At 69.4% G+C, this 26,783-nt stretch carries 24 protein-coding genes; 15 read left to right on the plus strand and 9 right to left on the minus strand.

All coding sequences use genetic code 11. The features are described from left to right. Positions 1–6 precede the first annotated feature (6 nt). Together QHF85_RS21190 and QHF85_RS21195 are read left to right on the plus strand one after the other, a co-directional pair. Positions 7–1,326: a DUF58 domain-containing protein gene (locus QHF85_RS21190; protein ID WP_281329065.1), complete on the plus strand. Its 1,320-nt coding sequence runs from the start codon at positions 7–9 to the stop codon at positions 1,324–1,326. A 53-nt stretch (positions 1,327–1,379) separates the two neighbouring features. Next, complete coding sequence (locus QHF85_RS21195) at positions 1,380–2,264, plus strand: L,D-transpeptidase family protein (protein WP_281329066.1); 885 nt, start codon at positions 1,380–1,382, stop codon at positions 2,262–2,264. A gap of 13 nt (positions 2,265–2,277) precedes the next feature. Here QHF85_RS21195 and QHF85_RS21200 read toward each other — a convergent pair whose 3' ends face one another. Next, entirely contained in the window at positions 2,278–2,943 is a 666-nt protein-coding gene (locus tag QHF85_RS21200; protein WP_281329067.1) for a YceI family protein, read from the minus strand. 110 nt (positions 2,944–3,053) lie between these two features. On the opposite strand from QHF85_RS21200, the gene QHF85_RS21205 reads away from it, so the two are divergent. Both QHF85_RS21205 and QHF85_RS21210 read left to right on the plus strand, forming a co-directional pair. Beyond that, positions 3,054–3,959 carry a LysR family transcriptional regulator gene (locus QHF85_RS21205; protein ID WP_281329068.1) on the plus strand — a complete coding sequence of 302 codons (906 nt, stop codon included), beginning with the start codon at positions 3,054–3,056 and terminating at the stop codon, positions 3,957–3,959. Between the two features lie 93 nt (positions 3,960–4,052). After that, positions 4,053–4,841, plus strand: a complete 789-nt coding sequence (locus tag QHF85_RS21210) for a class I SAM-dependent methyltransferase (protein ID WP_281329069.1) — start codon at positions 4,053–4,055, stop codon at positions 4,839–4,841. Positions 4,842–4,844: 3 nt separating this feature from the next. Here the strand turns inward: QHF85_RS21210 and QHF85_RS21215 are convergent, their stop codons facing one another. Continuing rightward, positions 4,845–7,100: a bifunctional salicylyl-CoA 5-hydroxylase/oxidoreductase gene (locus QHF85_RS21215; protein ID WP_281329070.1), complete on the minus strand. Its 2,256-nt coding sequence runs from the start codon at positions 7,098–7,100 to the stop codon at positions 4,845–4,847. Positions 7,101–7,229: 129 nt separating this feature from the next. Here QHF85_RS21215 and QHF85_RS21220 point away from each other — a divergent pair, with 129 nt between their 5' ends. Together QHF85_RS21220 and QHF85_RS21225 are read left to right on the plus strand one after the other, a co-directional pair. Further along, the gene (locus QHF85_RS21220) at positions 7,230–8,588 is read left to right on the plus strand and encodes a hypothetical protein (protein ID WP_281329071.1); all 1,359 of its coding nucleotides are present in this window, start codon (positions 7,230–7,232) and stop codon (positions 8,586–8,588) included. Between the two features lie 59 nt (positions 8,589–8,647). Beyond that, complete coding sequence (locus QHF85_RS21225; protein ID WP_281329072.1) at positions 8,648–9,223, plus strand: peroxiredoxin; 576 nt, start codon at positions 8,648–8,650, stop codon at positions 9,221–9,223. Between the two features lie 60 nt (positions 9,224–9,283). Here the strand turns inward: QHF85_RS21225 and QHF85_RS21230 are convergent, their stop codons facing one another. After that, positions 9,284–10,144 (minus strand): hypothetical protein, encoded by an 861-nt coding sequence (locus QHF85_RS21230; protein WP_281329073.1) that lies wholly within the window; start codon positions 10,142–10,144, stop codon positions 9,284–9,286. On the opposite strand from QHF85_RS21230, the gene QHF85_RS21235 reads away from it, so the two are divergent. Beyond that, complete coding sequence (locus tag QHF85_RS21235; protein ID WP_281329074.1) at positions 10,137–10,328, plus strand: hypothetical protein; 192 nt, start codon at positions 10,137–10,139, stop codon at positions 10,326–10,328. The two genes, QHF85_RS21230 and QHF85_RS21235, sit on opposite strands and share 8 nt — an antisense overlap. 244 nt (positions 10,329–10,572) lie before the next feature. Here QHF85_RS21235 and QHF85_RS21240 read toward each other — a convergent pair whose 3' ends face one another. Beyond that, complete coding sequence (locus QHF85_RS21240; protein WP_281329075.1) at positions 10,573–12,798, minus strand: hypothetical protein; 2,226 nt, start codon at positions 12,796–12,798, stop codon at positions 10,573–10,575. A 261-nt stretch (positions 12,799–13,059) separates the two neighbouring features. Between QHF85_RS21240 and QHF85_RS21245 the strand changes: the two genes are divergently transcribed. The 4 genes from QHF85_RS21245 to QHF85_RS21260 all read left to right on the plus strand — a co-directional run bounded on the left by QHF85_RS21245 (position 13,060) and on the right by QHF85_RS21260 (position 16,814). After that, positions 13,060–13,866: a hypothetical protein gene (locus tag QHF85_RS21245; protein WP_281329076.1), complete on the plus strand. Its 807-nt coding sequence runs from the start codon at positions 13,060–13,062 to the stop codon at positions 13,864–13,866. A gap of 368 nt (positions 13,867–14,234) precedes the next feature. Then, the gene (locus QHF85_RS21250) at positions 14,235–14,966 is read left to right on the plus strand and encodes a hypothetical protein (RefSeq protein WP_281329077.1); all 732 of its coding nucleotides are present in this window, start codon (positions 14,235–14,237) and stop codon (positions 14,964–14,966) included. A 185-nt stretch (positions 14,967–15,151) separates the two neighbouring features. Beyond that, entirely contained in the window at positions 15,152–15,640 is a 489-nt protein-coding gene (gene purE / locus QHF85_RS21255; RefSeq protein WP_281329078.1) for a 5-(carboxyamino)imidazole ribonucleotide mutase, read from the plus strand. 4 nt (positions 15,641–15,644) lie between these two features. Beyond that, complete coding sequence (locus tag QHF85_RS21260) at positions 15,645–16,814, plus strand: 5-(carboxyamino)imidazole ribonucleotide synthase (RefSeq protein ID WP_281329079.1); 1,170 nt, start codon at positions 15,645–15,647, stop codon at positions 16,812–16,814. On the opposite strand, the gene QHF85_RS21265 is transcribed toward QHF85_RS21260, so the two are convergent. From QHF85_RS21265 to QHF85_RS21275, 3 genes are all read right to left on the minus strand, one after another. Beyond that, positions 16,780–18,480 (minus strand): hypothetical protein, encoded by a 1,701-nt coding sequence (locus tag QHF85_RS21265; protein WP_281329080.1) that lies wholly within the window; start codon positions 18,478–18,480, stop codon positions 16,780–16,782. The two genes, QHF85_RS21260 and QHF85_RS21265, sit on opposite strands and share 35 nt — an antisense overlap. A gap of 120 nt (positions 18,481–18,600) precedes the next feature. Then, on the minus strand, positions 18,601–19,359 hold the full coding sequence (locus tag QHF85_RS21270) for an ABC transporter permease (RefSeq protein WP_281329081.1): 759 nt from the start codon (positions 19,357–19,359) through the stop codon (positions 18,601–18,603). Further along, complete coding sequence (locus QHF85_RS21275; protein WP_281329082.1) at positions 19,356–20,333, minus strand: ATP-binding cassette domain-containing protein; 978 nt, start codon at positions 20,331–20,333, stop codon at positions 19,356–19,358. The genes QHF85_RS21270 and QHF85_RS21275 overlap by 4 nt, the downstream gene beginning before the upstream one ends. A gap of 338 nt (positions 20,334–20,671) precedes the next feature. Here QHF85_RS21275 and QHF85_RS21280 point away from each other — a divergent pair, with 338 nt between their 5' ends. Together QHF85_RS21280 and QHF85_RS21285 are read left to right on the plus strand one after the other, a co-directional pair. Continuing rightward, a complete protein-coding gene (locus QHF85_RS21280) occupies positions 20,672–21,748 on the plus strand; it encodes a vWA domain-containing protein (RefSeq protein ID WP_281329083.1) in 1,077 nt (358 codons plus the stop codon). A gap of 120 nt (positions 21,749–21,868) precedes the next feature. Next, a complete protein-coding gene (locus QHF85_RS21285; RefSeq protein WP_281329084.1) occupies positions 21,869–22,393 on the plus strand; it encodes a hypothetical protein in 525 nt (174 codons plus the stop codon). Here the strand turns inward: QHF85_RS21285 and QHF85_RS21290 are convergent. Further along, positions 22,390–22,824: a zf-TFIIB domain-containing protein gene (locus QHF85_RS21290; protein ID WP_281329085.1), complete on the minus strand. Its 435-nt coding sequence runs from the start codon at positions 22,822–22,824 to the stop codon at positions 22,390–22,392. The genes QHF85_RS21285 and QHF85_RS21290 overlap by 4 nt on opposite strands. A gap of 98 nt (positions 22,825–22,922) precedes the next feature. On the opposite strand from QHF85_RS21290, the gene QHF85_RS21295 reads away from it, so the two are divergent. Both QHF85_RS21295 and QHF85_RS21300 read left to right on the plus strand, forming a co-directional pair. Continuing rightward, positions 22,923–24,089 carry a radical SAM protein gene (locus QHF85_RS21295; protein ID WP_281329086.1) on the plus strand — a complete coding sequence of 389 codons (1,167 nt, stop codon included), beginning with the start codon at positions 22,923–22,925 and terminating at the stop codon, positions 24,087–24,089. Between the two features lie 221 nt (positions 24,090–24,310). Then, complete coding sequence (locus QHF85_RS21300) at positions 24,311–26,143, plus strand: radical SAM protein (RefSeq protein ID WP_281329087.1); 1,833 nt, start codon at positions 24,311–24,313, stop codon at positions 26,141–26,143. 4 nt (positions 26,144–26,147) lie between these two features. On the opposite strand, the gene QHF85_RS21305 is transcribed toward QHF85_RS21300, so the two are convergent. Further along, positions 26,148–26,783, minus strand: a 636-nt coding sequence (locus tag QHF85_RS21305) for a CAP domain-containing protein (RefSeq protein ID WP_281329088.1), incomplete at its 5' end; no start/stop codon positions are given.

The following is a 26,783-nucleotide window of genomic DNA, read 5'->3' on the forward strand; positions in this document are numbered from 1 at the left end:
TTCCTCATGGTCCCCTCGCGCGCGCTCGTCCTCCTGTTCGCGGGGCCGCTCGTCCTCTCTTTCCTCACGCTCCTCGACCGGGGATTGATCGTCCCCATGGTCCTCACGGACGCCGCGATCCTCCTGCTCGCGCTCCTCGACGCCCTGCTCGCGCGGCGCCGCCTCGTCTCCGTGGTCCGCCGCGCCCCGGCCGTGCTCTCGATTGGCCGGCCAAACGTGATCTCCCTCGACGTCCGCTCCCTCGCGCGGCGTAAGCTCCACGTGCGCGTGCAGGAGGACCTCTTTCCGTCCGCCGAGAGCGAAGAGCTCCCGCTCGAAACCCACCTCCTGCCGCGCGGACACGCGACGCTCAAGTATCGCGTCACGCCCTCCCGCCGCGGCGCCCACGCCCTCGGCGACCATTACGTCCGTTATCCTTCGCCCCTCGGCCTCTGGATTCGCCAGTACGCCATCTCCGCCCGCTCGCCCGTCAAGGTGTACCCCGACCTCGAAGCCGTCCGCGGCTACGAGCTGCTCGCCCGGCAGGACCGCGACCCGGCCGGCGTGCGCGCCTCGCGTCGCCTCGGTGGCGAGAGCGAGTTCGAGCGCCTGCGCGAATATCGCCGCGAGGACGAGTATCGCAGCATCGACTGGCGCGCCACGGCGCGCCGCAAGAAGCTCATTGCCCGCGAGTATCAGCTCGAGAGCGATCAGAGCGTCGTCTTCCTGATCGACGCCGGCCGCCTCATGACGGCCGAGTTCGCGAACCTCTCGCTCTTCGATCACGCCCTCAACGCGACGCTCATGCTCTCGCACGTCGCCTCCCGCGGCGGCGACAAGGTCTCCATGATGGCCTTCGCCGAGGAGGTCCTCGCGTATGCGCCGCTCACGGGCGGCGCCCGCGCGACACGCAAGATCGTGCAGGCTGGCTACGACATCGAGCCGGACCTCGCCCCCACGAATTACAGGGCCGCGTTCGAGGCGCTCGCCGTCCGCGTGAAAAAGCGCACGCTCGTCGTGCTCTTCACGCAGGTCGTCGACGAGGTCGCCGCCGCCGAGCTCGAAAAGCTTTTGCGTGGGCTCATGCCGCGCCATTTGCCGCTCCTCGTGCTCCTGCGCGACGTCGACGTCGACGCCCTCGCGCTGGGGCATTCCGGCGAGGCCAAGGCGCTCTCCGGCGTCGGGCCCTACCTGCGCGGCGCGGCCGCCGAGATCCTCTCCTTTCGCGACAAGCTCGTGCGCCGCTTGAAGCAGCACGGCGCGCTCGTCCTCGACGTCGCGCCCGGCGACCTCACGCCCGCGCTCATCAATCGTTACCTCGAAATCAAGGCCCGGCACCTCCTGTAATGCCTGTGCGCCGCGCGCCCAATCCTCGGGCGCGCTCGGGTGTACCACCTCGCGTGCCTCCCTCTCGCGCGCTCTTCTCCGCCCTCGCCGTCCTCGCCGCCTGCACGAACTCCGCCGCGCCTCCGCCCCCCGCGGCCGCATCGACGCTGCCCCCGCCCGCGTCCGCGTCGCCTTTGCCCGCGAAGGCCCTCGCGCCCATTCCCTCGGCGGCGCCGCCCGCCCCCGCTCCGTCCGCGCCGGCCTTTCCCATCCGCGCGCCAACCGAATGGTCCTCGAACGAGATCACCCCGTTCGGCCGCGTCGCCGAGGCGAAGAAAAACAAAATGGCCGAGGTGAAGCGCCTCTTCGCGGAGGCGCACGTCTCTTTCCCTCCCGCGCAGATGTTCCTCCGCGCCTTCAAAAAGGAGCGCGTCCTCGAGCTATGGGCCGCCTCGCGCGCGGATGAGCCGCTCTCGCGGATTGCGGTCTACGGCGTATGTTTCGCGTCCGGCGAGCTCGGCCCGAAACGCGTGGAGGGAGACATGCAGGTGCCCGAGGGGCTTTACAAGATCAAGGAGTCCCTCCCGAGCACGCCGTATTACCTCGCCTTGCACGTGGATTATCCGAATCTGTCGGATCGTATCCTCGGGGACAAACGACGGCCGGGCGGCGAGATTCTCATCCACGGGGCGTGCGCGTCCGTCGGCTGCCTCGCGATGGGCGACGACCGTATTGCGGAGATTTACGTCGCGGCGAGCGAATATCGATGGGCGGGCGGCCAGGTGCCCGTTCACATCTTCCCGACGCGGGACATGGCGGGCCTGCTCGCCTCGCCCGCGGGCGAGGCGCACCGTGCTTTCTGGGAGAACCTGAGGCCGTTCCTCGACGATTTCGAGCGAACGAAGAGAATCCCGAAATACCGTATCGACGCGAAGGGCCGCTACGAGCAGGTCGGGTGAGGAGAGGGGGCGATCAGCCCTTCTTGCGCGGCGCCTTGAGCGTGAGCTTCAAGAGCACGTCGTCGCGGATGAGGTCGTCGGGCTTGCCCGCGATCGTGATGTTGAAGTCCTTCCGGTTGATGGAGAACTCCGCGGTGCCCGTGGCGGCGTCCGCCGCGATCGTGATCGTCACGGGGAACGTGATCGACTTCTTCACGCCGTGGAGATCGAGATCCCCCGTGATCGTGTGCGTCGCGCCGTTCGTGCCGCCGGCCTTGATCTCCGTCGACGTGAACGTCGCCTTGGGGAACTTCTCGACGTCGAAGAAATCGGCGTTCTTCAGGTGCTTGTCGAGGTCGGCCGCGTCTGTCTTGACCGACGCGGTCTCCACCTCGAACGAGATCTTGCCGCCCTCGGCCTTGCCGTCCGCGAGCGTGATCTTGCCGGCGAGCTTCTCGAACTTGCCCTCGTGCTTGCCCGTCACCTTCGAGCCGATGAACCCGACCGACGAGGCCGCGGCGTCGACGTCGAGCGCCTCCTCGGCCGCCTTCGTGGCGGCGGCGGGCTTCGCCTCGGCCTGCGTCGACGAGGCCGGAGCGACCGTCGCCTTGGGCTTGTCCTTGGCCGGATCCTCGCAGGCCGCGAGCGAGAGCAGAGCGGGCACGGCGGCGGCGAGAACGACAAAACGAATCGTACGCATGGTCGGATCGTCCCTTCGGGGTTGTTTCGAGGGCCCTACCATGCGCCCCGAACGGGCGCTTGATTAGGGGGGCCGACCGGGTTACCACTGTTCGCCAGGGCGAACAATCGATGACGGCGGCGCTCGACGATGTGGTCTCCATGGCGGTCTTCGCGCGGGTCGTGGAGGCGCGCTCCTTCACGGGCGCCGCGGCGCTCCTCGGCCTCTCCAAATCGGTCGTGAGCGCGCGGATCTCGGGGCTGGAAGAGCGGCTCGGCGTGCGGCTCCTGCATCGTACCACGCGGCGCCTCTCGCTCACGGAGGAGGGCGCGCGGCTCTACGAGACGTGTTCGCGGATCGTCAGCGCGGCGGACGAGGCCCAGGGCGTCCTGGAAAGCGCATCCGCGGAGCCCGAGGGCCTCGTGCGCGTCACCGTACCCGTGGGTGTTGGAATCCTGCAATTCCCGACCATCCTGCGCGAGCTCCACGAGCGATATCCGCGGCTCGTGGTCGAGCTCTCGCTCTCGGAGCACCGCATCGACATCGTCGCGGAGGGCTTCGACGTGGCGATTCGCGTGGCCGACAACCTCGAAGACTCGGCGCTCGTCGCGCGCCGCATCGGAGCCGTGCGGATGAATCTCTGCGCGTCGCCCGATTACCTCGCGCGCCGCGGGACGCCGGCCTCCCCGCAGGATCTCGTCCACCACAATTGCCTGCGCCTCTCGCCGGTCCGGCGCGAATGGTCGTTTCGATGCGGCCGCCGCACGCACCTCGTCCCCGTCTCCGGGAGCCTCATCACCGACAACATCGCCGTGCTGCGCCAGGCGACGCTCGACGGGATCGGCGTCGCGCGGCTGCCGCGGTCGTTCATCGCGACGGACATCGAGGCGGGCCGGCTGCGGCGCGTCCTGCCGGAGCACGCGCTTGGCGAGACAAACGTCTTCCTCGTGCACCCGTACCGCAGGCACATGCCGACGAAGGTGCGGGCCTTCGTGGATTACGTCGTCCAGCGGTTCCGCAGCACGAGCGACGAATAGAGGCGGCGGGCCTTGGCGCGCTCGAAAGGCAGCGGGAGCGCGCGGAGGGCACATCTTCTCGATTCTACCCGCTGGCCTCATCGTCGTCTCCCCATGTCCTTCCAAAAATACCTTCTCCTCCCGCAGCTCCTCTCGTACGCCGCGCGCGCGCCGCGTGACCCGGCGAAGGCGTGGGACCGCTTCTGGAGCGGCATCCGCCGCACGGGCAACGGCGGTGAGGTGCTTTGGGATACGGAGGACATCCGCGAAATCGAGGAGGTCATGAATCGCGTGGCCGCCCATTTTGCCCCCGACCTGCCCGTGATCGACATCGGCTGCGGCAATGGAAGGTTCACGCGGCTCCTCGCCGCGCGGTTTCCCAGGGTCGTCGGGCTCGACGTTTCGAGCCACGCCATCGACAAGGCGTGGGAGGAGTCTGCCGGGATCACAAACCTCTCCTTCCATGTCGCCGACGTCAGCATGCCCTACGCGCTCCGATGGCTCACGGACGAGCTCGGCGGCACGAATGTCTTCATGCGCGGCGTCCTCCACGTCCTCGATCCGCCGCGCCGCGCCGTCGCGATCGAGAACATGCGCGGCGCCCTCGCCGCGCGGGGCGTGCTTTACCTATCGGAGAGCAGCATCGACGGCGATCCGCTCGATCACATGGTGCTCCAGGGCGCGACACCGACGTATTTGCCCGAGCCGATGCGCAAGGTCGTCGCCGCCGGCGTCCGACCGCCGTCCCGCTTTGGCGACGCCGAGGTCCGCGAATACTTCCCCAGCGCCGCGTGGGAGATCCTGGAGAGCGGACCCACGGTCATGTACACGCTGCCGCTGCGGACGCGTGATGAAATCGAGGCGCTGCCGAGTTATTTCGCGCTCGCGCGCCGCCGGGGATGACGCTCATTTCATGCGGGGCACGTACCGCTCCACCGATACGTACTGGTTCGGCCACCGCATCACGTATCCCTGCTCCGCCGCCGCGTGCCGCGTCCAGTAGGGATCGAAGAGGTGCGCCCGCGCGAGCACGCAGAGATCCGCCCGCCCCGCGGCGATGATGCTGTTCACGTCGGCATAACTCTGGATGTTGCCCACGGTCATCGTCGGCACCTTCGCTTCGAGCCGCACGAGCTCGCTGAACGGTGTCTGGAAGAGCCGACCGTACACCGGCCTCGCCGAAGGATCGGTTTGTCCCGCCGAAACATCGACGATGTCGACCCCGTGCTCCCGCAGCGCCACCGCGAGCCGGATCACGTCCTCCGGCGTGATCCCGCCCGGCGCCCAGTCCGTCGCCGAGATGCGCACGCTCGTCGGTTTGTCCTTCGGCCACGCCGCCCGCACCGCGTCGAAGACCTCGAGGGGGAAGCGCATGCGATTCTCGATCGAGCCGCCGTATTCGTCGGTCCTCCGGTTCGTGATCGGCGAGAGGAAGCTCGCGAGCAGGTACCCGTGGGCCATGTGCACCTCGACGAGGTCGAACCCCGCCTCGTCGGCCATCTTCGCGGCCGTCACGAAATCGGCCTTCACGCGAACCATGTCCTCGCGATCCATTGCGCGAGGCACGGGACTCTCGGGCAGGTAGGGGATCGCGGACGCGGCGATGAGCGGCCATCCGCCCGATTCGAGCGGCTGATCGATGCCCTCCCACATTCGCTTCGTCGATCCTTTTCGACCCGCGTGGGCGATCTGCACCCCGATCTTCGCCGTGGAGCATTGATGCACGAATTCGGTCACGCGCCGCCACGCGGGCACGTGGCCCGCGCGGTAGAGGCCCGTGCACCCGGGCGTGATGCGGCCTTCGGGGCTCACGTCCGTCATCTCGGCGATGACGAGCCCCGCGCCGCCGACCGCGCGGCTGCCGAGGTGCACGAGGTGCCAATCGTTCGGCGCCCCGTCCTCCGCCGAATACTGGCACATCGGCGACACGACCACGCGATTGTCGAGGACGAGCTTGCCGAGCCGATACGGCGTGAACATCGGCGGCGGCGGCTCCTTGCCCTCGATCCGCACGCCCGATTGCGCCTCGGCTTTCGACGCGACCCACGCGTCGACCGAGCGCACGAGCGCCGGATCCCGCACCTTCAAGTTCTCGTGCGTCACGCGCAGGCTGCGCGTCAGCATGCTGAACTCGAACTGCAGCGGATCGAGATCCATGTATCGCTCGGTATTCTCGAACCACTCCAGGCTCACCTGCGCCGCGCGCTGGAGCGTCTCCACCTTCGGCCGTCGATCCACCTCGTACGCGGCGAGCGCGTCGGGGAGGCGCGGGTGCGCGTCGAGCGCGTCCGCCAGGCTGATCGCGTCCTCCAGCGCGAGCTTCGTCCCCGAACCGATGGAGAAATGCGCCGTATGCACGGCGTCCCCCACGAGGACCACGTTTTCCCAGGAGAACCGCTCATTGTAGACGGTCGGGAAGCTCCGCCAGACGCTCCTGTTCTTGAGCAGCCGGTGGCCGGCGAGCCGCGGCGCGAAGAGCTTCTCGCAGTACGCGATCGTCTCGTCCTCGGTCGCCCGATCGAGCCCGGCGCGGCGCCACGTCTCCTCGCGGCACTCCACGATGAACGTCGATCGTTCGGGCTCGTAACGATACGCGTGCACCCGGAAGAGGCCGTGGTCGTTCGCGTCGAAGTAGAACGTGAACGCGTCGAACGGGAACGTCGTGCCGAGCCAGACGAAGCGGTTCGGCCGGCCGTGGACGCGCGTGCCGAAGTGCGGCTGGTAGAGACAGCGCACCACGCTGTTCACGCCGTCCGCCCCGATGACGAGGTCACTCGCGCGCCGGATCGCCTCGACGTCCGTGGCCTCGTGCTCGAACCGGAGGACGACGCCGAGCTCCTCGGCGCGGGCCTGCAGGATCGTGAGCAGGCGCTGACGCGAGAGGCCGCTGAAGCCGTGCCCTGTCGAGACGAGCCGCTCGCCGCGGTAGAACGTGTGGATGTCGTCCCAGTGCGCGAGGCTCTTCCGGATCGCGTCGTAGACCGGCCGATCGACGCTCTCCAGGTTGTCGAGCGTCGCGTCGGAGAAGACCACGCCGAAGCCGAACGTGTCGTCCGGCCGGTTGCGCTCGAGCACCGTCACCTCGCGCGAGGGGTCGCGCTTCTTGGCCAGGATGGCGAGGTAGAGGCCGCTGGGTCCGCCACCGATGCTCGTGATCTTCAACGTCGATCCTCCGGTTCGTGCGGCGGAGGGGAGTCCACGATGGCGAAGGTGTCAAGGGGTTCGGGGCGTAGGACGCCAAAGGCGATCCGCAGCCCCGAGCGTGAACAGGTATGGTAGACGCGGAAGGCCATGACCCGCTTCGTCGCGCTTGCCTCCTCGGTTGCCGCGCTGTCGGCCGCGTGCGCCTCTGCGCCCGCGCCGCAGAACAGTGGCAAGCCCGCGCCGTCGCCGCAAGAGTCCGCGGTCGTGAAGGCGCCCGCGCCCCGCGAGCCCTCGCCGCTCGTCAGCGTGACGGACCCCTACAACCTCCCCGAGAATCCTTCGATCGACGGCGACATCGCCGAATGGGGTTCGCTCCTGCCGCGCTCGCCCGGGGGCAAGCCGTCTCCGACCGATCCGAATGCGCGCGACGCGCCCTCGCACCTGGCCTTCGCGCTCACGAAGGACGGCGCGTTCGTCGCGGCGGATCTCGCCGAGCTCGCGAAAGACGGGATCTGGCTCGCCTTTGGTTTTCCTCCTTCGGCGCCCGCGCCCTCGTCCGGCGACGAGGCGCACGCGGCGCGATTCGAGCGGATGTTTCGGCTCGACAAGAGGGGCCTTTTTCAGGTGGCCCCAGGCGGCGCGCTGGAGCCGGTTGCCCATTCCGTCACGGCGATGAAGCGCACCGAGCGCGGGATGACGATCGAGGCCCGGATTCCCGTCTCGGCGTATCCTCGCGCGTCGGAAGCGCCAATCGTCGCGGCGCGGGTCCGGGCCATCGCCGCGACGACCCCCGCGCCCCCGAAGATCGACGCAGGGGAATGGATCGACGTCCCGGTGCCCGAACCCGTGGCATTCGAGCCGCACGCCAAGCTCCGCGCCGCGGTCTATCATCAGAACCGCGCCGAGCGAAAGCCAGTCGGCCTCTCGTATTCTCCCGCGGATCTCGACCACATCGAGACGGTCCGCCACCCAGGCAAGGACACCTCCACCGCCGTGGCCACGGAGTACCCTCTTTACGTGTTCGAGCGGAAGCTCGGCGATGTCGAGATCGGACATGTCTCCGCCGTCATTCCCTCCATCGCCGTCTTCAAGGCGGGTGAGCTCATGGAGCTCGTCGACATCGGGGACGTCGGCGAGGAGCCGATGGGCATCGTCGAGCGAAACAAGCAGATCCACATCTTCAGTTATTCGCAGACGGACAAGCTCGACGACGCGGGCTTCCAGGCAGGATGGTCGGTCCTCGCCATCTTGGAGGATGGCTCCACCTTGTATCCGTTCAACGCCGAGACGGGGGTCGGCCGGTGGGAGAAGGTCTACGAGATCCATTCGGACAAATTCGATTGGTTCGGCATGCGCGGCATACCCCGTGAGTATGCGGACGAGGAGACGCCACGGGCGATCGAGATCCTGTGGCGGTTCGACAAGCAGTACGGCGGCTACCTGCCGACGACGCGCCAGCTCACCACGCTGCCCGCCCCGAGGCCGAAGCCGCGCAAGAAGCCCTGATCCGAAAGCGCGGACCTCGAGCCTTGCGGCGCCGGCGCGTCTTTGCCATCCTGCCGGCCATGAACGGATCGCCCCGCCTCCTCCCGCTCCTCGTGATCGCCGCGCTCGGCCTCGCGGCGTGCAAGGATGACAAACCCGCCTCCACGAAGGCCGATCCGGCCGCCGCGGCGAACCCCCACGGCTCCGACGAGACGAAGCTGCTCGAAGTCGGAGACGCCGCGCCCGACATCACGCTGAAGCTCACGGACGGCAAGGAGGTCAAGCTGTCGAGCCTGAAGGGCAAGCAGGTCCTCGTGTATTTCTATCCGAAGGACGATACGCCCGGGTGCACCATCGAGGCGCAGGGGCTGCGCGACGGCTGGGCCGACATCCAGGCCGCCGGGCTCGAGGTGTACGGCGTCTCGACGCAGGACGCCGAGAGCCACAAGGCGTTCATCGACAAATACAAGCTGCCGTTCCCGCTCGTCGTGGACACGGACGGCGCCGTCGCGAAGGCCTTCCGCGTGCCGATGCGCCTCTCGTTCGCCGCGCGGCAATCGTTCCTGATCGGCAAGGACGGGAAGATCAAGCATGTGTGGCTCGAGGTGGACCCGAAGGAGCACGCCTCGACCGTGATCGCCGCCGCGAAGAGCTGACACGAAAAGGGGGCCCGGTCGTCCGAGCCCCCTTGTTTCATTTCGGAGTTTGCCGCCGGATCAATCCTGCGGCACGCCGTTCTTCGCGAGCTGATCGAGCGCCGCCTTGTACTCCGCGGGCACGTCCGCGAGCGCGGGCACGCCGAGCTCGGAGAGCGACGCCTGGAAGAGGCCGCAGCTCGCCAGATCGCCCTCGGAGACCGCGGCGTCCTCCGCGCCGTTCGTCGAGGTAGTGAACGACAGATAGGTCTGCGCGAGCGCGTTGTCCCAGCACTCGATCGCGTCCGCGACCTGGCCCTCCGCGAGGTCGCCGCCGGACGATTGCGCCTCGGCGCGGCCCTGGCCCTCGTTCACGAACGCGAGGCGCACGCCGACGTCCTCGGGCTTGGCTTTCGCGGGATCCTCGTGTACGTCGAACGCGCTCTTCCAGTCGATGAAATCGACCTTGTTCGCGCCGTCGTCGAGGCGGCCGTACAGGTAATCGAGATCCGCGGGCTCTGCGTCCGGTTTGTCCTTGGACACGAAGCCGCGCAGGGCCGCGAGGACGAGCGTCAGATCGCCCTTGTCCGTCCCGTCCTTGCCGTACACGGCGACGAATCGGCCGCGGTCCATCGGCATGTTCGCGCCGTTCGGGTTGTTCGCCGTCTCGAACGCGTGGTTCGCCTCGAAATCGACCAGCGTGATGCCCGAGCCGTGATCCTTCGCCTCGGGATCCGGGTTCGCGCCGCCCCAGAGGACCGGCACGAGGCCCGCGACGTCCTTGTCCTTGCCGCGGAGGATCGCGTAATGGTAACGGAACTCCTGCCCTTCGCCCGCGTCCTTGATGTATGCGGCGATCGTCCCGAACCCGTCCTCGCTCTCGTACGGGCCCCAGAAGAATTCCTTCGTGTCGCTGTTGTAGATCGTGGGCTCGATGCTCACGATGACCTTCAGCGACGTGATGATGTACTCGATCGAGCCGTTGATCCCGAGCGCGATCTCCGCCGAGCCGGACGGGTACAGCGCCGGATCGCCGATCTTCGCGCCGCTCGAGGCCTCCGGCGCGGAAGCCTTGATCTGCGTCTCGCTGGGGACGGCCGCGCGGTATTGCGCGAGCAGCGCTTGATCGATCGCGTCCCCCTCACGCCGTCGCCGCCGCCGCAGCCCACGATGCCCACGGCGAGCGCAATGCCAGCGTACTTCGCAAGTGCCTTCATGTCGTAGTCCCCTCGTTAAGAAAATGCTGGCGCTCGCGCGCCAGGATGGACAGGAAATCGCGAATGCGAGCCACTGTCAAGCTCCCGAGCAGGGCTCGTTATGGCTCCTTCGCAGCGTACAGGGGTACGCGCCAGCGGGCGTTTCGGATCAAATCAGAAGAAATGGCGGAGCCATGCCACGATGGCCTCGCGGTAATGCCACGCGAGGGTCACGGTGATCACGACGGCGGCGAGGCCGAGCACGATACGGCCCACGGGCGCCTGGTCCTCGCCGGAGACGAAGACGGGAAGGACGCTTCGCTCGCGCACGCTGCCCCGCGGGAGCGGCGGCACCCGCGTGAAGCGCAGGCTCAGATTCCGCCGGAGGTAGATGCGCACGTTGAACGCCCAGCCCGACGCTTCGAGCAGCGCAGAGACGTCACGCCTGCGGAGCTTCAACCAGCCGAGGAAGCCCGAGACCGTCATCACCCCGAGCGCGATGCCCACGATAGCGAGCAGGGCATTCAAGGGGTTCGTATTCGAAAGCGTCTGGAGCGCGAACGCCGCGGCCGAGCCGACGGCCGCGAAGGCGATGCCGCCGCCCACGATCGAGCCTTGCAGCCCCGGGCCCACGAGCGGCGCGGCGGGCGGGGTCGGCGGCGGCGGAGGCGCGGCGGGCGGGGGAGGCGGCGGGCCGGCCGCGAGTTGCGCGTCGACGCGATCGGAGACGCGCTTCTCCATGGCCTCGAGCTTGGTGCCGAAGAGCTTCGTCACCTTGTCGCCGACGAACTCGCGAAGCTTCACAAAAGGCGCGAACGCCGCCTCCTGGATGGAAATGGGCTTGACGATCACGTCCGTGACCTTCGCGTCCCATTCCTTGCCGTCGCGATCGTAAAACACGCCGCGCTTGCCCACGGCAATGCCGCGCCGCGAGCCCGAGGTCACGCCCGCGGCGACGTACATCGCGCGCGGCTCGTCGCCCTCCTTGCGCTCCAGATCGACGTACGCGACGAAGATGTTGCTCGTCTCCGCGATCGGCCGGTGCTCGGCCTTGTCGAGGACGCGGACGCAGAGGTTGATCTCGCGGCCGTCGAGCACGAGCGTGCCGACCTCGAACAAGCACCGCTCCCCGGCCGAAAAGAGCGCGGGGAAGCTGACCATGTTGTTCGCGAGGTCGAGGAGCCACCGCTGCAGGAGCGCGAGCTTCTCCAGATCCGAGAGGGCCACGAGCTCCGCCGAGGCCTTCTCGTCCTCGGTCAAGAGCGCGCGCAGCGCCTCCGGCGAGGGCCCTTCGAGCAAGGCGCGGAGCTCCGCGCCCCCGAGCCCGCCCGGCAATGGCGCGGGCCTCTTCGATTGCCACGCGCGGTACGGCTCGAAGAGCGCGCGGACCCGCTCCCAGCCTTTGCGATCGAGCTTGCGCACGGGCCCCGGCTCGCCGAGCGCCCGCGGCAAGACCTCGACCGAGAGCCGTCGCGCCTCGTCCGCGAAGAGCGGATTCAAAGCGGATTCGAGGTCGAGCACGCCCGACCGGTCCGGCGGCGCGAGCGCGGCCTCCCGCAAGAAGCCACGGATCGCCGCGGGATCACCCACGTCGAGCGCCGCGAGCCGCTCCGGCTTGACGCTGAGCCGATCCTCCGCGACCGGGCCTTGTCCGAGCAGATCACATTGCGCGAAGAATTGATCGAGCTTGCCCGCGAGCGTGTCCACGACCTCGAACGCGGCCGCGGTCCCGGCGCCGAACGGCAGCACGAGGCTCACCTCCGCATTCTCGCGCAGCGTGCCCGCCGCCTCCCACGCGAGCTCTGCGTGGCCGAGCGCGAGGAACGCGTCGAGCTTCGCCGCGGAGACGCCGAGGTCACCCGACAGATCCATCTCGCCGCCCGTGGCCTCGACGATCAACGCCGCGAGGCGCGCGAGGGCCGGCGCCTCGATCTGCGCGGGCGCCACGATCCCGTCGCCGTTCGGCGATTTTCGCGCATACCCGTCGCGGAAGCCCCGAATGTCGGCGAGCGTGAGCGTCGCGCCGGGGCGCGCGGCCTGCCCGCTCGCCTTGATGCGTTTTTTCGCGAGGGCGCGGAGGCGAGCGGCCTCGGGCTGCGAGGTGTCGAGGTCGTCGAGGTGGACGGTGTCGGTCCGCTCGGCGAGGCGGTTCGTGTTCCGGAGGCGCGCCCGCAGCCAATCGTGCGCGGCGAGGAGCTCCTGCACGCGAATGCGCCCGTTGCCGTCGACGTCGACGTACCGGAGCAACGCCTCGTCGCAGAGGAGCTGGTCGATGGGGACGCTCGTCGACGACCAGCGGGCGGGCGGGAGCGCATGGATCAGCGCGAGGTCCTCGGCCGTCTCCAGCTTGAGCTGTACGAGGCCGCGATAATCACTGAAAATGAAGGGCGCTTTTGCCACGCGGTGGACGCTCTTGCCACGGTTTCGCAGCCCAGGCAATGCCCTCGTGCGTCGAACGTGGGCGGATTCACCGTCCCTCGGGCACGCGACGTCACGTCACGCCCGTTCCGTACACGACGAACGCCGGGTATCTCCGGGCTGGATATTTCTCGGAATGCCGCGCGGTCACGGAGATCGCCGGGGCGCGGAGACGAAGCGCGACACATGGATCGCGCTGTTTTCTTGACTTTCCATCGGTCGTCTCGTAATGCGCGCATATCCATGCCCAGCGAACCCCGCACGTTCGTGCTCCCGGGCCGGCCCACGGCCGCGGGGGCCCAGCGCGCCGAGCGACGCGTCGGGCGTCGCGTCGCAATGGGCGCCTGCCTCGCCGCGGCCCTCGGCGCGCTGGCCCGGTATACGCTCTTTTCAGGCTCGGCCGCGCCCGCCGAGCGCCGCGGCGCGGAGGACGTCTTCCGGGCCGCCCGCGAGGCCTCCCAGGCCCTCGCCGAGGGGCGACTTGCGCCCGTGACGTGGCAGGAGCTCGTGGAGCAGGCGTTCCGCGGCGCCTCGCCCGAGGAGATCGCCCGGGCGATCGACGTCGAAGCCCTGCTCGCGCGTGCGCCCGCGGCGATCCGGGGCGCCGCGGTCGTACCGTTCTCGTCCTCGCTCCCCGAGAACGAGGGGAAGCGCGTCGTGACGAAGCTCTTCGTCCTGCGCGCCGGACGGGCGAACCCGCCCCACGCGCACGACAACATGGTCTCCATGCATTACGTGCTCCGGGGCCGGTTCCGCGTCCGCCATTACGATCGCGTGCGCGACGAGCCCGGCAATATCGTCCTCCGACCCACGATCGATCGGATCCTCGGCCCGGGCGAGGCGACGAGCATCTCCGACGCGCGTGACAACGTGCACTGGCACGTCGCCGAGACCGACGGCGTCCTTCTCGACGTGCTTTGTGCCGATCTCGAAGGCCGGCCGACGGACACGCACCTCGTCGATCCGGTCCGCGCCGAGCCCCTCGAAGGAGGCCTGCTCCGCGCGCCGCGCCTCTCCACCGTGGGAGAAGCGCTCGAGCGATTCGGCTGATCCGAGCGTTCCCGACGATCTGGGGCGGCGTCGCGGCGTCCCGGCCGACCAGGCCATTTCGCGCGGGGCGCGAGGCTCCGTCCTCGATTCGGATGCGCGGCGCACCCCGGGCGGTATGGTTTCTCATTGCACGGCGCGCGTATGTCCGCGGACCGAAATACGTTCGCGGCCGCGTCGCTTGGCCGGTGTGCGAGCCCATATCGCACGCTCTCGAACGACCATGGCGCGCCCCGCCCACGGCCGCGACCTTGCAATGCTCCGGAGCGCGCGGCACGCCGGCGAGCCGCTGCTTGATGTAATGAGACGCCGGCCCTTCTCGCGTCGATGTTTGGCGCGAGAGGAGGCAGAGAACCGAAAAGGGGGTTTTCATGAAGAAGTCGCTCCGCGTCCTTTCCGCTGCGTTCGCTTCTGCCATGCTCCTCGCCGCCTCCGGGCAGGCGGTCGCTGGTGATTGGGGCGGCGGCCTGGGGTATGGGAACGGATACTACGGACCCCGCGGCGGAGTTGGATACCGCGCCGGGTACGGATACGGCGGCCTCGGTAGGATCGGCGGCTATTATGGCGGCTGGGGCGGCGGCTACGCCGGCTACGGCGGCTTCCCCGGCTACGGCTACGGCGGGTATGGCGGCTACGGCTACGGCGGTTACGGCGGCGTCGGCGTCGGCGGCCTGGGCGGCTTCGGCGGCTGGGGCGCCGGCGGCGCCTGCCTCGGCGACCTGGCGTTCGACGACATCGACGTCTGCTTCGACGGCGAGCAGATTCTCTGTCGCTTCCCGGGCGCCTCCGCGTGCGGGGTGGACCAGGTCGAGATCTACGCGTTCCTCACGGGCGGCGCGACCTGCGGCGCCGTCGGCGGGGGCGGGTGGTACGGCGGCGACGGGTTCTTCAGCGACGTCGGCATCGGCGGCTACTACGCGACGCCGCTCGCCGGCGGCAACATCTGGCAGGGTGCGATCGGGCTCGATGACTATTACGATGACTTCTGCCCTGGCGGCGGCGCCTTCGGGGGCGACCTCGACTTCGCCCGCATGAGGCTCTACATCGCCGGCCGCGAGTTCGCGTTCAACGACATCGGGCCGTGCGGCGGCGGCTGGGACTGAGCGAAACGCGCGTCGTTTCTTCGCGCAAACCCGAACACCCCCGTGGTCCCCGAGCTCGCGCAGGGCTCGGGGACCCTCGGGGCGGCGCAAGGGACGGAGGGTCCGTCCGCTCGTTTCACCGGGCGGCCGGGCCCTCCCTTCCGACCTCGGTGACGTGCGCCCCGAAACCGACTAGAACACCCGCCATGACGCAGCGCGCCCCCCGCGTGGGGATCATCATGGGCAGCACGAGCGACGCGCCGACCTTGCGAAAGGCCGCCGAGATGCTCGATCGCCTGGAGGTGCCGTACGAGATGCGCGTGGTCAGCGCCCATCGCACGCCGGACCTCCTCTTCAGCTACGCGGAAGAGGCCGAGGCGCGCGGGCTCCAGGTGATCATCGCCGGCGCGGGCGGCGCCGCGCACCTGCCCGGGATGGTGGCCGCGAAGACGGTCCTGCCCGTGCTCGGGGTGCCGATCCTGTCGCACGCGCTGCATGGGCTCGACTCGCTGCTCTCCATCGTGCAGATGCCGGGCGGCATCCCCGTGGGGACCCTGGCGATCGGCGACGCGGGCGCGAAGAACGCCGCGCTCCTCGCCGCTTCCATTCTCGCGCTGCACGACGCCCCGCTGCGCGAGCGCATCAAAGCCTTCCGCGCGGAGCAGACCCGGGCCGCGCTCGAAAGCGAGGTTTGACGACGTGACCTCCCGCGGCCCCATTCTCCCCGGACGCACCGTGGGCATCCTGGGCGGCGGACAGCTCGGCCGCATGTTCGCGATCGCGGCGCGGCGCATGGGCTACCGCGTGCACGCGCTCGACCCCTCGCAGGACGGACCCGCGGGGCAGGTCGCGGACGTCGAGGTCGTCGCGCCGTACGAGGACGTGGACGCAGCGCGGCGCTTCGCCGAGGCGGTCGACGTCGTGACGTTCGAGTTCGAAAACGTCCCCTCCGAGACGCTCGCCGCCGTCGCAGAGCTGCGGCCCGTTCACCCTTCGCCGGTGGTGCTCGATACGTGCCGCCACAGGCTTCGGGAGAAACGTTTCCTCGAAAAGGGCGGCTTTCCGGTGGCTGGCTTCGCTGAGATCCGGACGGAGGACGAGCTCCGCGCCGCGCTCGTGCGTCTCGGCACGCCGGCGATCCTGAAGACGGCGGAGTTCGGATACGACGGCAAAGGCCAGGTCCGGATCAACGCGCCCGAACACGCGGGCCGCGCGTTCGAGGCGCTCTCCGGCAAGCTCGGCGTGCTCGAGGCGTTCGTCCCGTTCGCGTGCGAGCTCTCCGTGGTCGTCGCGCGCTCGCATGCCGGAGACATCGTCCCCTTTGAGGTCGCCGAGAACCGGCACGCGCGGCACATCCTGGATGTCTCGCTCGCTCCCGCGGGCGTCCCCGCGGCGGCGCGGGCGCGCGCGACGGAGCTCGCCGCGGACATCGCGAAGGCGATCGACCTCGTGGGCGTGCTCGGCGTGGAGATGTTTTACCTGCCAAACGGCGACATCGTGGTGAACGAGCTCGCCCCGCGGCCCCACAACTCCGGGCATTACACGTTCGACGCCTGCGTGACGAGCCAGTTCGAGCAGCAATTGCGGGCCGTCTGTGGCTTGCCCCTCGGCGAGCCGACGTTGCTCCGGCCCGCGGCGATGGCGAACCTGCTCGGCGATCTGTGGCAACACGGCGAGCCGCAATGGGATCGCGCCGCGGCGTTCCCGGACGTGAAGATTCATCTGTATGGAAAAACCGAGGCGCGCCGGGGTCGGAAGATGGGGCACCTCGTGGCGATGGCGGAGACGGCGGAGAAGGCCGCAGAGCGGGTGCTCGCGGCGCGCAGCGCGCTCGTCAGCGGCCGATCGGGGGAAGACCCGGGCCCGTGATCTGGTGGCGGACCCAGGCCTCGTTCGCCTCCTCGATCCGCCCCGCCGCTTTCTCCCGCGCGTGGTCGTCCGCGTAGCTCTGGACGTACCCCGCGTACCAGACGAACACCTGCCCGCGGATCTTCTCGACCGCGCGCGCGGCGAGCGCGGCCTCGATGTCCCCGTCGGAGGGCGGGCGCAAGGGATCGCCCGCTGCGACCTCGACGCAACGCCCGGACTCGGCGCGGAAGGTCTCGTCCGTCGCGCGCGTCGTGATCGGATCCGCCGGCAAGGTCACGGGGTTCGCGTCGCCGAGGACGTGGGCGCGGAGCGCGAGTGAAGTGGCGGCGGTCCACGTGTGCAGCTCGACGCCGTAGTTGTGCGTGCAGATGCGATCGACGAGGACCGTCGTCGGCGTCCTGCGGAGGACCGCGACGGCGCGCTCCCAGGCGTCGCGCTCGTCGGAGACCTTCTGCTGAGCGTCCCCGTGCTCCTGCTCCTTGCGCTCGACCTCGCGCTTCGCCTCGTCCTCGCGGTTCTCCGCGTCTCTCCGGGCGCGGCGCGCGTCTTCGAGGCGATCGTCCTCGGCTTTGCACTCGGAGGGCAGCTTGTGCGTCGCGCGGCACTGATCGAGCTCGCGGTCCTTGCGCTTCTCGTCGGCCTTGGCGCGGTCGTGGAAGTTCGTCGCCACCGTGAGCGCGCGGCGCGCGTCCTCGACGATCTTCTTCGCGCGGCGGGCGTTCCCTTCGGCGGCGCGCGCGCGCCGCTCGGCCTCGTCGACCTCGCGCGAGGCGGCGTCGTAGGCGGGGTTCGGGAGGCGATCGGTCCCGCACACGTAATCACAGGTGCGGGCCTGCGTGGCGACGTCGTGGCCGCGGGCGATGGTGTCGAAGGCGGCCTGGATCCGCACGCCGGCCGCGTTCGGCGGCGGCTCGTGATCGGTCGCGGCGACGAGCCGCGCGCGCGAGTCGCCCTTCCACCGCAGAAGCTCGGCCTCCACGAGCGCGGAGACGCCGCTCGCCTTCGTGTCCGCGGGTTTTTCGATCACGAGGAAGAACCGGAGCTCGTCCTCGAGCGCGCGGCGGATGTCCTCGGCGCGTTGCTTCGCGTCGCGGAAGCCCGGGCGGGCGGCCTCGACGTCGCGGAACGCGAGCAGGGCGTTTCCGCGCTTGCCCTCGGCGGCGTACTTGACGGCGCGGTCGTAGGCGCGCGTCGCCATCCGATCGAGGACCCGGCCTTCGAGGGCGGCGGCGTCTCGATCGTTCGGATCGCACCGCCGCGCCGCGCGCGCGAGGGCGAGGGCCGCGTCGTCGTGGCCGCTCGCGAGCAGCTCCTCGGCTCGCTTGAAGACCGCGGCGCGCGCCTCGACGTATGCGCGCCGCGCCTCCTGGTTCACCGGCTCGAACGCGACTGCGTCGCGCGCGAAGAAGAGCGCCTTTTCGAGCTCTCCGCGCGAGAGCGCCTCGCGGCTCTCGGCCGTGCGCGCCTCCGACTGCTTGCGCCGCGCGCCCGCGAGCCTGCGCTGCGCTTCGACCTCGTCCGGCTCGATGCGCACCGCGCGCTCGTACTCCGCGGCCGCCGCGTCCCAGTCGCCGGCGCGGGCGAACGTGTCGCCGCGCTGCATGGCGTGCTTGTAGGCGCGTCCGCAGCCCGCCGCGGAGAGCGCGAGGGTCACGGCAAGGAACAAGGCGGGGAGGGCAGGACGGCGAGGCCTTCGCATTTCGATCGAACGACGCTCCTCGACGTATGGAATTCGTTGCCGCGCGCGTCAAGAACTTGCGGCGGCGCGCGCGGCCGCCCCGGGGTTTCAGGCCTGCATCCGCGCGAACGAGCGCACCGCGAGCGTCCCGAAGACGCCGAGCGTCGCGAGCACGACGCCCGCGTCGAGCGCGATGGGGAAATGGTGCACGCCGACGCAGAGGCCTCGCGTCGCGTCGACCGCGTAGGACATGGGGTTCAGCCGCACCACGGCCGCGAGCGCGGGCGGCAGGCCGTCGAGCGGATAAAGCGCGCCCGAGAAGAAAAAGACCGGCTGGATCAGGAAGTTGACGATCCCGCCGAAGCCCTCGAACGTCTTCATGCGCGAGGCCACGGCGATCCCGAGCGCGCTCACGGACATGCCGAAGGCGACGAGCACGGGGATCGCGACGAGCGCGCCGAGCGGATCGATCCGCGCCCCGAGGAGCGGAGAGACGAGCAGCACGACCGAGACCTCGACGAGCGCGGTCACGCTCGCGGAGATCATCTTCGCGAGGACGAGCGTCGTGCGCGGGACGGGCGCGACGAGCAGCTCCTTCAGGAAGCCGAACTCACGGTCCCACACGATCGAGATCGCGGAGAACATGCTGGAGAAGAGCACGGCCATCGTGGCCACGCCGGGCACGAGGAAGGAGACGAAATCGACGCCGGTCGCGCCCGTGTCGAACGCGCGCCGGAGCCCGAAGCCGACGGCGAGGATCCAGAGCAGCGGCCGCACGAGCGTCGCGACGAGGTTCTGCCGGTCGCGCAGGAACTTCACGACGTCGCGGCGGGCGAGGTGGTAGACGACCTCCGCGCGCATGCTCATCTCCGCCGCGCCATGGCGCGCATCGCGGCGCGTCCGGCCTCGCCGTTGCCGTTGCGGATCTGACGACCCGTGAGGGCGAGGAACACGTCGTCGAGCGTCGGGCGACGCACCGCGATGCCCGTGACGGCGACGCGCGCCTCGGAGACGAGTTGCACCACGAACGCCTCACCGTCCTCCACGCGGAAGCAGAGGCCCTCCTCGGTCCGATCCGGCGTGAGGCCGTAGCGCTCGGCGAGCAGCGCGCAGAGCGCCGCGGGCTCGTTCGTCCGCACGAAGACCACGTCCTTGCCCACGGCGCGCTTCAGCGCCTCGGGGCTGTCCTCGGCCACGATCCGCCCGTGATCGATCACCGCGATTCGATCGCAGTTCTCGGCCTCGTCCATGTAATGGGTCGTCAGGAACAACGTCATGCCGCTCTGGTCGCGCAGGCCGCGCAGCACCTCCCACGTTGCTTTCCGCGTCTGTGGATCGAGCCCGGTCGTTGGTTCGTCCAGGAAGAGCACGCGCGGGCGATGCACGAGGCCGCGGGCGATCTCGAGCCTCCGCTTCATGCCGCCGGAGAACGTGCGCACCAGATCTTTCTTTCGATCCGAGAGCTCCACGAATGCGAGGGCCTCGTCGAGGCGCGCGCGTCGCTCGGCGCGGGGAACGCCGTAGACGACGGCGTGCAGCTCGAGGTTCTCCTCCGCGGTGAGGCGATCGTCGAGGGACGGATCTTGAAAGATCACGCCGATGGAGCGCCGCACGTCCTCGGGGTTTTTCGTGACGTCGAAGCCGGCGAGCTCGAGGACGCCGCTCGTCGGCGCGAGCAGCGTGCAGAGCATCTTGATCGTCGTGGTCTTGCCGGCGCCGTTCGGCCCGAGAAACCCGAATATCTCGCCTTCCTTCACGGTGAAGCTCACGCCGCGGACGGCCTCGACGTCGCCGAAGCGCTTCGAGAGGTCACGGACCTCGATCGCGGGGGAGGGGCTCATCGTGTGCGGATAGGGCTTCTGGGGGCTGTCTTCATACGCCCTGCAAGCCGAGGGCCGCAAGGGAGGCGCGCGGAACGCCCGGGGCGCGCGACGTTACCGGAGGGGCGTCCGCTCGTAAAGCGGGGCCGCGCCGCGGCTGTCCCCGAGATGTGACGAACAATGTCCCATCGCGATTCCGCCGCACTTTTCGCTGCAATCGCGGATCGTGGTTCGCCATTGCCGAACGACGTGTCGAACAATGTCCGACCCACCTGAATCGTCAATGGACAATCGCGTCGAATGGTCGCACATTGGACGAACCAATCGCGACGCGGTCGCGACCATCGGAGGGCTTGGGCATGATCGACAACAGGATCGAGGTCGTCTTCTCTTTCGACACCACCGGCAGCATGTACCCCTGCTTGACGCAGGTCCGCCGCAAGGTCGGCGAGACGGTGCGGCGATTGATGAAGGAGATCCCGGGGATCCGGATCGGCATCATCGCCCACGGCGATTATTGCGACGCCGGCTCGACGTACGTGACGAAGGCCCTCGACCTGACGGACGACGGGGACGCGATCGTGCGCTTCGTGGAGAAGGTCGGCCCCACGGGCGGCGGCGACGCGCCCGAGTGTTACGAGCTCGTCCTGCACGAGGCCCGGTCGATGTCCTGGACCAAGGATTACACGAAGGTCTTCGTCCTGATGGGCGACGACGTGCCGCACGGGCCGAACCAGAACCCGAAGAAGCTCGATTGGCGCAATGAGGTCGACGCGCTCGGCGCGGCCGGGATCCCGGTCTACGGCGTGCAATGCCTCGGCCGCCGCCACGCGACGCCGTTTTACGCGGAGCTCGCGCGGAAGAGCGGCGGCTTCCACATCGGCCTCGACCAGTTCGCCTACGTGACCGACATGATCCTCGCGGTTTGCTACAAGCAATCGTCCGACGAGAAGCTCCAGAGCTACGAGCGCGAGGTGAAGAAGCAGGGCCGCATGAACCGCGGCCTCGACAAGATGTTCGGCACGATGATGAAGCGCGAGGCGTCCGCCGAATACGGCGACACCGACCTCCGCGCCGTGTCGCCCGGCAGGTTCCAGGCGCTCGAGGTGGACCGCGACATGGCCATCAAGCAGTTCGTCCAGGAAAACGGCCTGACCTTCAAGGTGGGCCGCGGCTTCTACGAGTTCATGAAGACCGAGACGATCCAGGGGCACAAGGAGGTCGTGCTGATGGATCGCAAGACGGGCGATCTCTATAGCGGCGAGCGCGCCCGCGAGATGCTCGGTTTGCCGCCCGGCGCGACCGTGCGCATCAAGCCCGCGAGCCTGGAGAAGTACGTGGTCTTCGTGCAAAGCACCTCGTACAACCGCAAGCTCATCGGCGGCACGCGCTTCCTCTACGAGGTCGACGACTGGGCCAAGGCCGAGGCCGCCTGAATCGAATTCCGCATTCCCGCGGGCCATGGTTTCTCCAGCGAAAGGCGTCCGGGCCGGCTGTCCGTCGGCTCGGCGCCGGACGTGCTTCCCCTCAGCGGAAGACCGTCCCTGGAGGTAAACATGCGCCGACCCCTTTTCCTCATTTCCGCGATCACGGGCTTTGGCGTGGCGGGGTTGTTCCCCTCCACGGCCCGGGCTGGCCTTTCGGTCGGGGCCGACATGAACGTCGGCGTCGTGACCAGCGGCGGCGGCCCCCTCGGCGACGTCGGCAGCGGTCTCGGCGGCCGGATCGGGTATCGCGCGAACCTCGGGCCTTTCGCGATCACCCCGGAGGTCGGGGGATCCTACCTGCGCCTGAACGCGATCGAGACCCCGATGCGCGGGGTCGTGGGCGGGCGCCTGGCATTACGCGGGATGGTGCAGCCCTCGATTTTCGCCCATTACGGGCTCGCCATCGTCCAGGCGGATGTCCGCGGACCGACGTACGACCTGGGCGCCGCGGTCGATCTGAGCGCGGCGATCGTCCGGGTCGGCGTGCACGCGGGATACGTGGCCGTGCAGAGCACGTCCGATCGAGGGACCTATTCGGTGTACACGCCCCTCGAATGGGTCGAGCTCGGCCTGCACGCCGGCCTCGGATTTTAACGGAACAGGTCTTCGAGCGCCTCGAGCTCGCCGGAATCGAGCCACACGCCGCGGCACTCGATGCACGTGTCGACCATCACCTCGGAGCCGAAGCCCCAGTTGCGCGCGGCCATCTCGCCCCCGCAGGACGGGCAAACGAGCGCGGCGGCGGCCTCTCCGTCGGTCCCGGCGCCGTGCTCCCGGGCGCGCGCGTAGACGCGCTGGAGGGCCGTCGTCGGGGCGCGCGTCGGCTTCGTGTCGCTGCGCGCCGCGATCTGGATTTTCGCGAGCTCGCCGTGGTCGAGGAAGACGCCGCCGCACCCGCTACAGTGATCGATCTCCACGCCGGCCGCGTGGGCGATGGCGGAGAGTCGCATACGCCGGTGGTGGCGCGCGTCGGTGCCGCGGTAGGGGTCGTTCGTCGTCTCGAACGTGCAACGAGGGCATTCCATCGGCTCCCGATGTTACCAGAGCTCCCGCCGCGCCCGGAAGCGAGGAAGGCAAGCTTGTTTCGTTTGCGCCGCCGGTACGTTATCGTTCGCCGCCCCGCATGGATCTCGATCGCCACCTCCGAGCCCTCCTCGCGCCCCTCGCGCCCGGGGACGAGCTCACGAAAGGCGCGCGCATCACCGCGCTCTCGACCGAGCTCGGGCTGCGCGTCACCGTCGACGTCGGCGGGCGCGACGTGCACCTCGAGATCGCCCGCGTGGAGGACGGCGGCCGCTTCGCCGCGCGCACCGAGCGCTTGCTCTTCCGGTATCGCGACGGCGCGGGCCGCGGCGACGTCGATCCCGCGCTTGGCCTCGCGCTTTGCAAGGCCCTCGCCGCGCGCGCATCCACGAGCGAGCGGGACGTGCTCGCCGCGATCGAGCGCGAGGCGTTCGAGGCGCGCGAGCTCGAAGAGGCGGGCGCGCGCGTGCGGGAGGTGCGCGTGGGCAGCCTGCTCACCCCGGCCGGCGCGCCGAGCGAGCGGCACCATACCCTGAGCCCGTATGTCGGTTGTCTCGTGGGGTGCCGGTTCTGCTACGCGCAGACACGCGTCGTCGAGTCGCGCCGCCTCGCTCGTTTGCCCGAGGTGCCCTGGGGCTCGTACGTGGACGTGCGCGTCAATGCGCCCGAGGTGCTCGCGGACGAGCTCGAACGGCTCCCGCGGTGGCCGATCAAGTTCTGCCCGATCGTGAGTGATCCGTACCATCCGATCGAGCGCCGCTATGGCCTCACGCGCGCGTGTCTTCAAACGATCGCGGCCGCTCGCTCGCCGCGGCCGGTCCTCGTGCTCACGCGATGTCGCCTCGTCGAGCAGGATCTTTCGGTCTTCGCCGCGCTCCCCGAGGCCTGGCTCGGCGTGTCGATTCCGACGATCGACGACGAGGTCCGACGATTCTTCGAGCCGCGCGGGGCGAGCATCCCGGAGCGGCTCGACCTCCTGTCCACGTTCTCCCGGCACGGCGTGCGCACCTTCGCGGTCGTCCAGCCGATCCTCGAGGGATCGATCCCGCGGCTCGCGGACGCGCTCGCGCCTGTCGTTCGGTCGGTCAGCATCGACGTCTTGCGCGGCGCGTTCGGGGCCGAGGCGGAGTTCTCCGATGCACGGTTTGCCCGGACACGCGACCCGGCGTGGCAAGCCGAGCGGGCCGAGGAGCTCGCGCGCGAGCTTTCGGCGCGCGGGATCCCCGTGTGGAGCGGCGAGCTGCCGCCGGGCATGAACCCCGAATGAAATCGCGGAGATCCGGCTTCCGCGGCTTGCACGCTCCGGACCCCGCTGCTATCAACCTCCTCGCGCGCCGCGCGTCGACCTGTCCCCCCCCGAGGTCCGCGTGGCGCGTTTTTTTTTGCGTCTGCTCGTGGGACCCGGCCGGCCGGGCCGAACGGCGCGCGTGATTTTTCGAGGCGCTGATCCGCCGCGACCCGTTACAATCGGTCCGTCGAGAGGCACCGATGCGTATTGCGCTCCTGTATCCCCCGCCCTGGAAGATCCCGGCTCGCGGCGAGCCATTCGACGCCCGCGGCGACGGGCCGCCCGCCGAGTACCGCGAGGGGGATCTCGACGCGGATTTCTACCAGATCCCTTACGGCCTCTTGTCGATCGCGGCGCAGGCCATTCGCGCCGGCCATCAGGTGAAGGTCCTGAACCTCTCGGCGATGACGTGGGCGAAGGTCGAGGAGGTGCTCTCCACGCTCGACGCCGATCTCTACGCGATGTCGTGCTGGACCGCGAACCGCCGCGGCGTCGCGCTCGTCGCGAAGGCGATCCGCGCGCGCCGCCCGAAGGCGCCCATCGTCGTCGGAGGCCCGCACGCGAGCCCGTTCGCGAAGGAGATCCTCGAGCATTGGCCCGAGGTGGACGTCGCCACGATCGGCGAGAGTGAAGTCACGTTCCTCGAGATCGTGGATCGCTTGTCCGCGGGCCGCAGCTTGCGGGGGCTCGCGGGCGCGGCGTATCGATTCGAAGGCCGCGTGGAGATGGGGCCGAGCCGCGCCTCGATCGAGGACCTCGACACGCTCGCATCGCCGCACACGTTTTTCGACACGCACATCCTGATGACGTCCCGCGGCTGCCCGTGGGCGTGCACGTTCTGCGGGGCGGAGAACACCTGGGGACGCGGGTTCCGCGGGCAATCGGTGCCGCACGTGCTCGACGTGCTCGAAAAGACGGTGGCGCGTTTGCCCGTGAAGATGATCCTCGTCAAGGACGACACGTTCACCACGAACCGAAAGCGCGTCCTCGACCTCTGCCGCGGCATCCGGGAGCGCAACCTCCGGTTCTTGTGGAGCTGCGACACGCGCGTCGACGTGCTCGGCGAGGAGCTGCTCTACGAGATGCGCCTCGCGGGCTGCGAGCGGCTGTCGCTCGGCGTGGAGAGCGGCTCGCCGCGGATCTTGAAGGCGGTCGACAAGAAGATCACGGTGCAGAAGATCATCGACGCGACCGAGCTCGCGAAGAAATACGGCATCAAGGTCAGGTATTTCATGATGCTCGGCAACCGCGGCGAGACGGCCGAGACGTTCCGCGAGACCCTCGCGTTCCTCGACCGCGCGCGGCCCCACCAGTACATTTTCTCGTGCCTCTCGATTTATCCCGGCACGCGCGATTACGAGGAGGCGACGGCCTCCGGGTGGCTCGATCCCGAGGTCTATTTCAACGGCGATTTCCAGGAGCTCAAGGTCCCGTTCGACGCGTCCGAGGAGGACACGAAGCTCATGAGCGACTGGTTCCGCGAGAACAGCGGCCTGCGCGAGCATTACCGGGAGAGCGCGGCCGAATGCGAGGCGATCCTCGCGCGGCTCGGCGATCACCACGCGGCGCACCTCGACTGCGCGAGCGCGCATTACCGGGAGAACAACCTCGACGCGGCCGAGCGGCACGCGGCGCGCGCGCTCGAGCTCGGGCACCCTTTGCCCGGGCTCTGCTTGAACATGCTCGCGGTGATCGCGGCCCGGCGCTCGGCCTGGAAGAACATGCAAGACCTCTTCACGGAGGCCTGGCGCAAGGATCCGCAGCACTGGGTGCTCGTGCGCAACGTGCAGAAGGTGAAGGCGTGGCTCGATCAGGCGGGGCCGCTGCGGGGCATGCCGCTCGAGCTCGAAGCCCACAACGAGTTTCAGCTCCTCGAACGGACCGTGCAGCCGATGCTCCCGGGGCCGCTCTCGGCCGATTACGCGGTCTGGAGCGCGCCCGCGCCGCGCGCCCAGGACCCCGAGATGCGCGTCCCGCAGACGGGCAGCCACGCCTCGTTCCAGCCGCGGACGCGCCTCCGCGTCGTGACGTGAGGGCTCAGTTGCAGCTCGCCTCGGTCGCCCCGCCGAAGACCGTCGTCCAGTAAGCGCCGTAATCGCCGCCGCCGGTCGCGCGGCCGATGCCGATCACCGTGTACGAGCTGCCGAGCATGTTCGCGTTGTGCCCGGCCGAGTTTTTCCATTGCGTGAACGTCGCGTCCGCGGTGCCGTTGCCCGCGGCGATGTTCTCGCCCATGGCGGTCTGCACGGGACACGCGTGGTCGTAACAGGCGTCGCACGCGCGGTCGCTGAAGCCCGATCCATTCAGGCCCGTGTGCGAAAAATAGTTCTGGTCGCGCATGTCCTCGCTGTGCCCCTGCGCGGCGCGGTGCAGCGAGGTGCAACCCATGAGCGGCGGGAGGCCGTTCTGCGCGCGGTAATCGTTCAGGATGCCCAGAAAGCCCTGCTCTTCGGCGTCGAGCGACGTCGTGGCCGCGCCGGCGCCCATGCACGCCTCGCACGCTCCGCAATCCATCGGGCACGTCTCGCAGCTCTCGCCGCCGCTGCAAACCTCGTCCCCGCAGCTCGCGCCGCCGCCGGAGCTCGCCGTGGACGAGGCGCCTCCGCCCCCGGCCCCTTGTCCCGCGCCGCCGCTGCCCGCGCTGCTGCCGCCCGCGCCGCCGCTGCCCGCGCC

The organism is Polyangium sp. 6x1, assembly GCF_029946515.1.
Classification (GTDB): domain Bacteria; phylum Myxococcota_A; class Polyangia; order Polyangiales; family Polyangiaceae; genus Polyangium.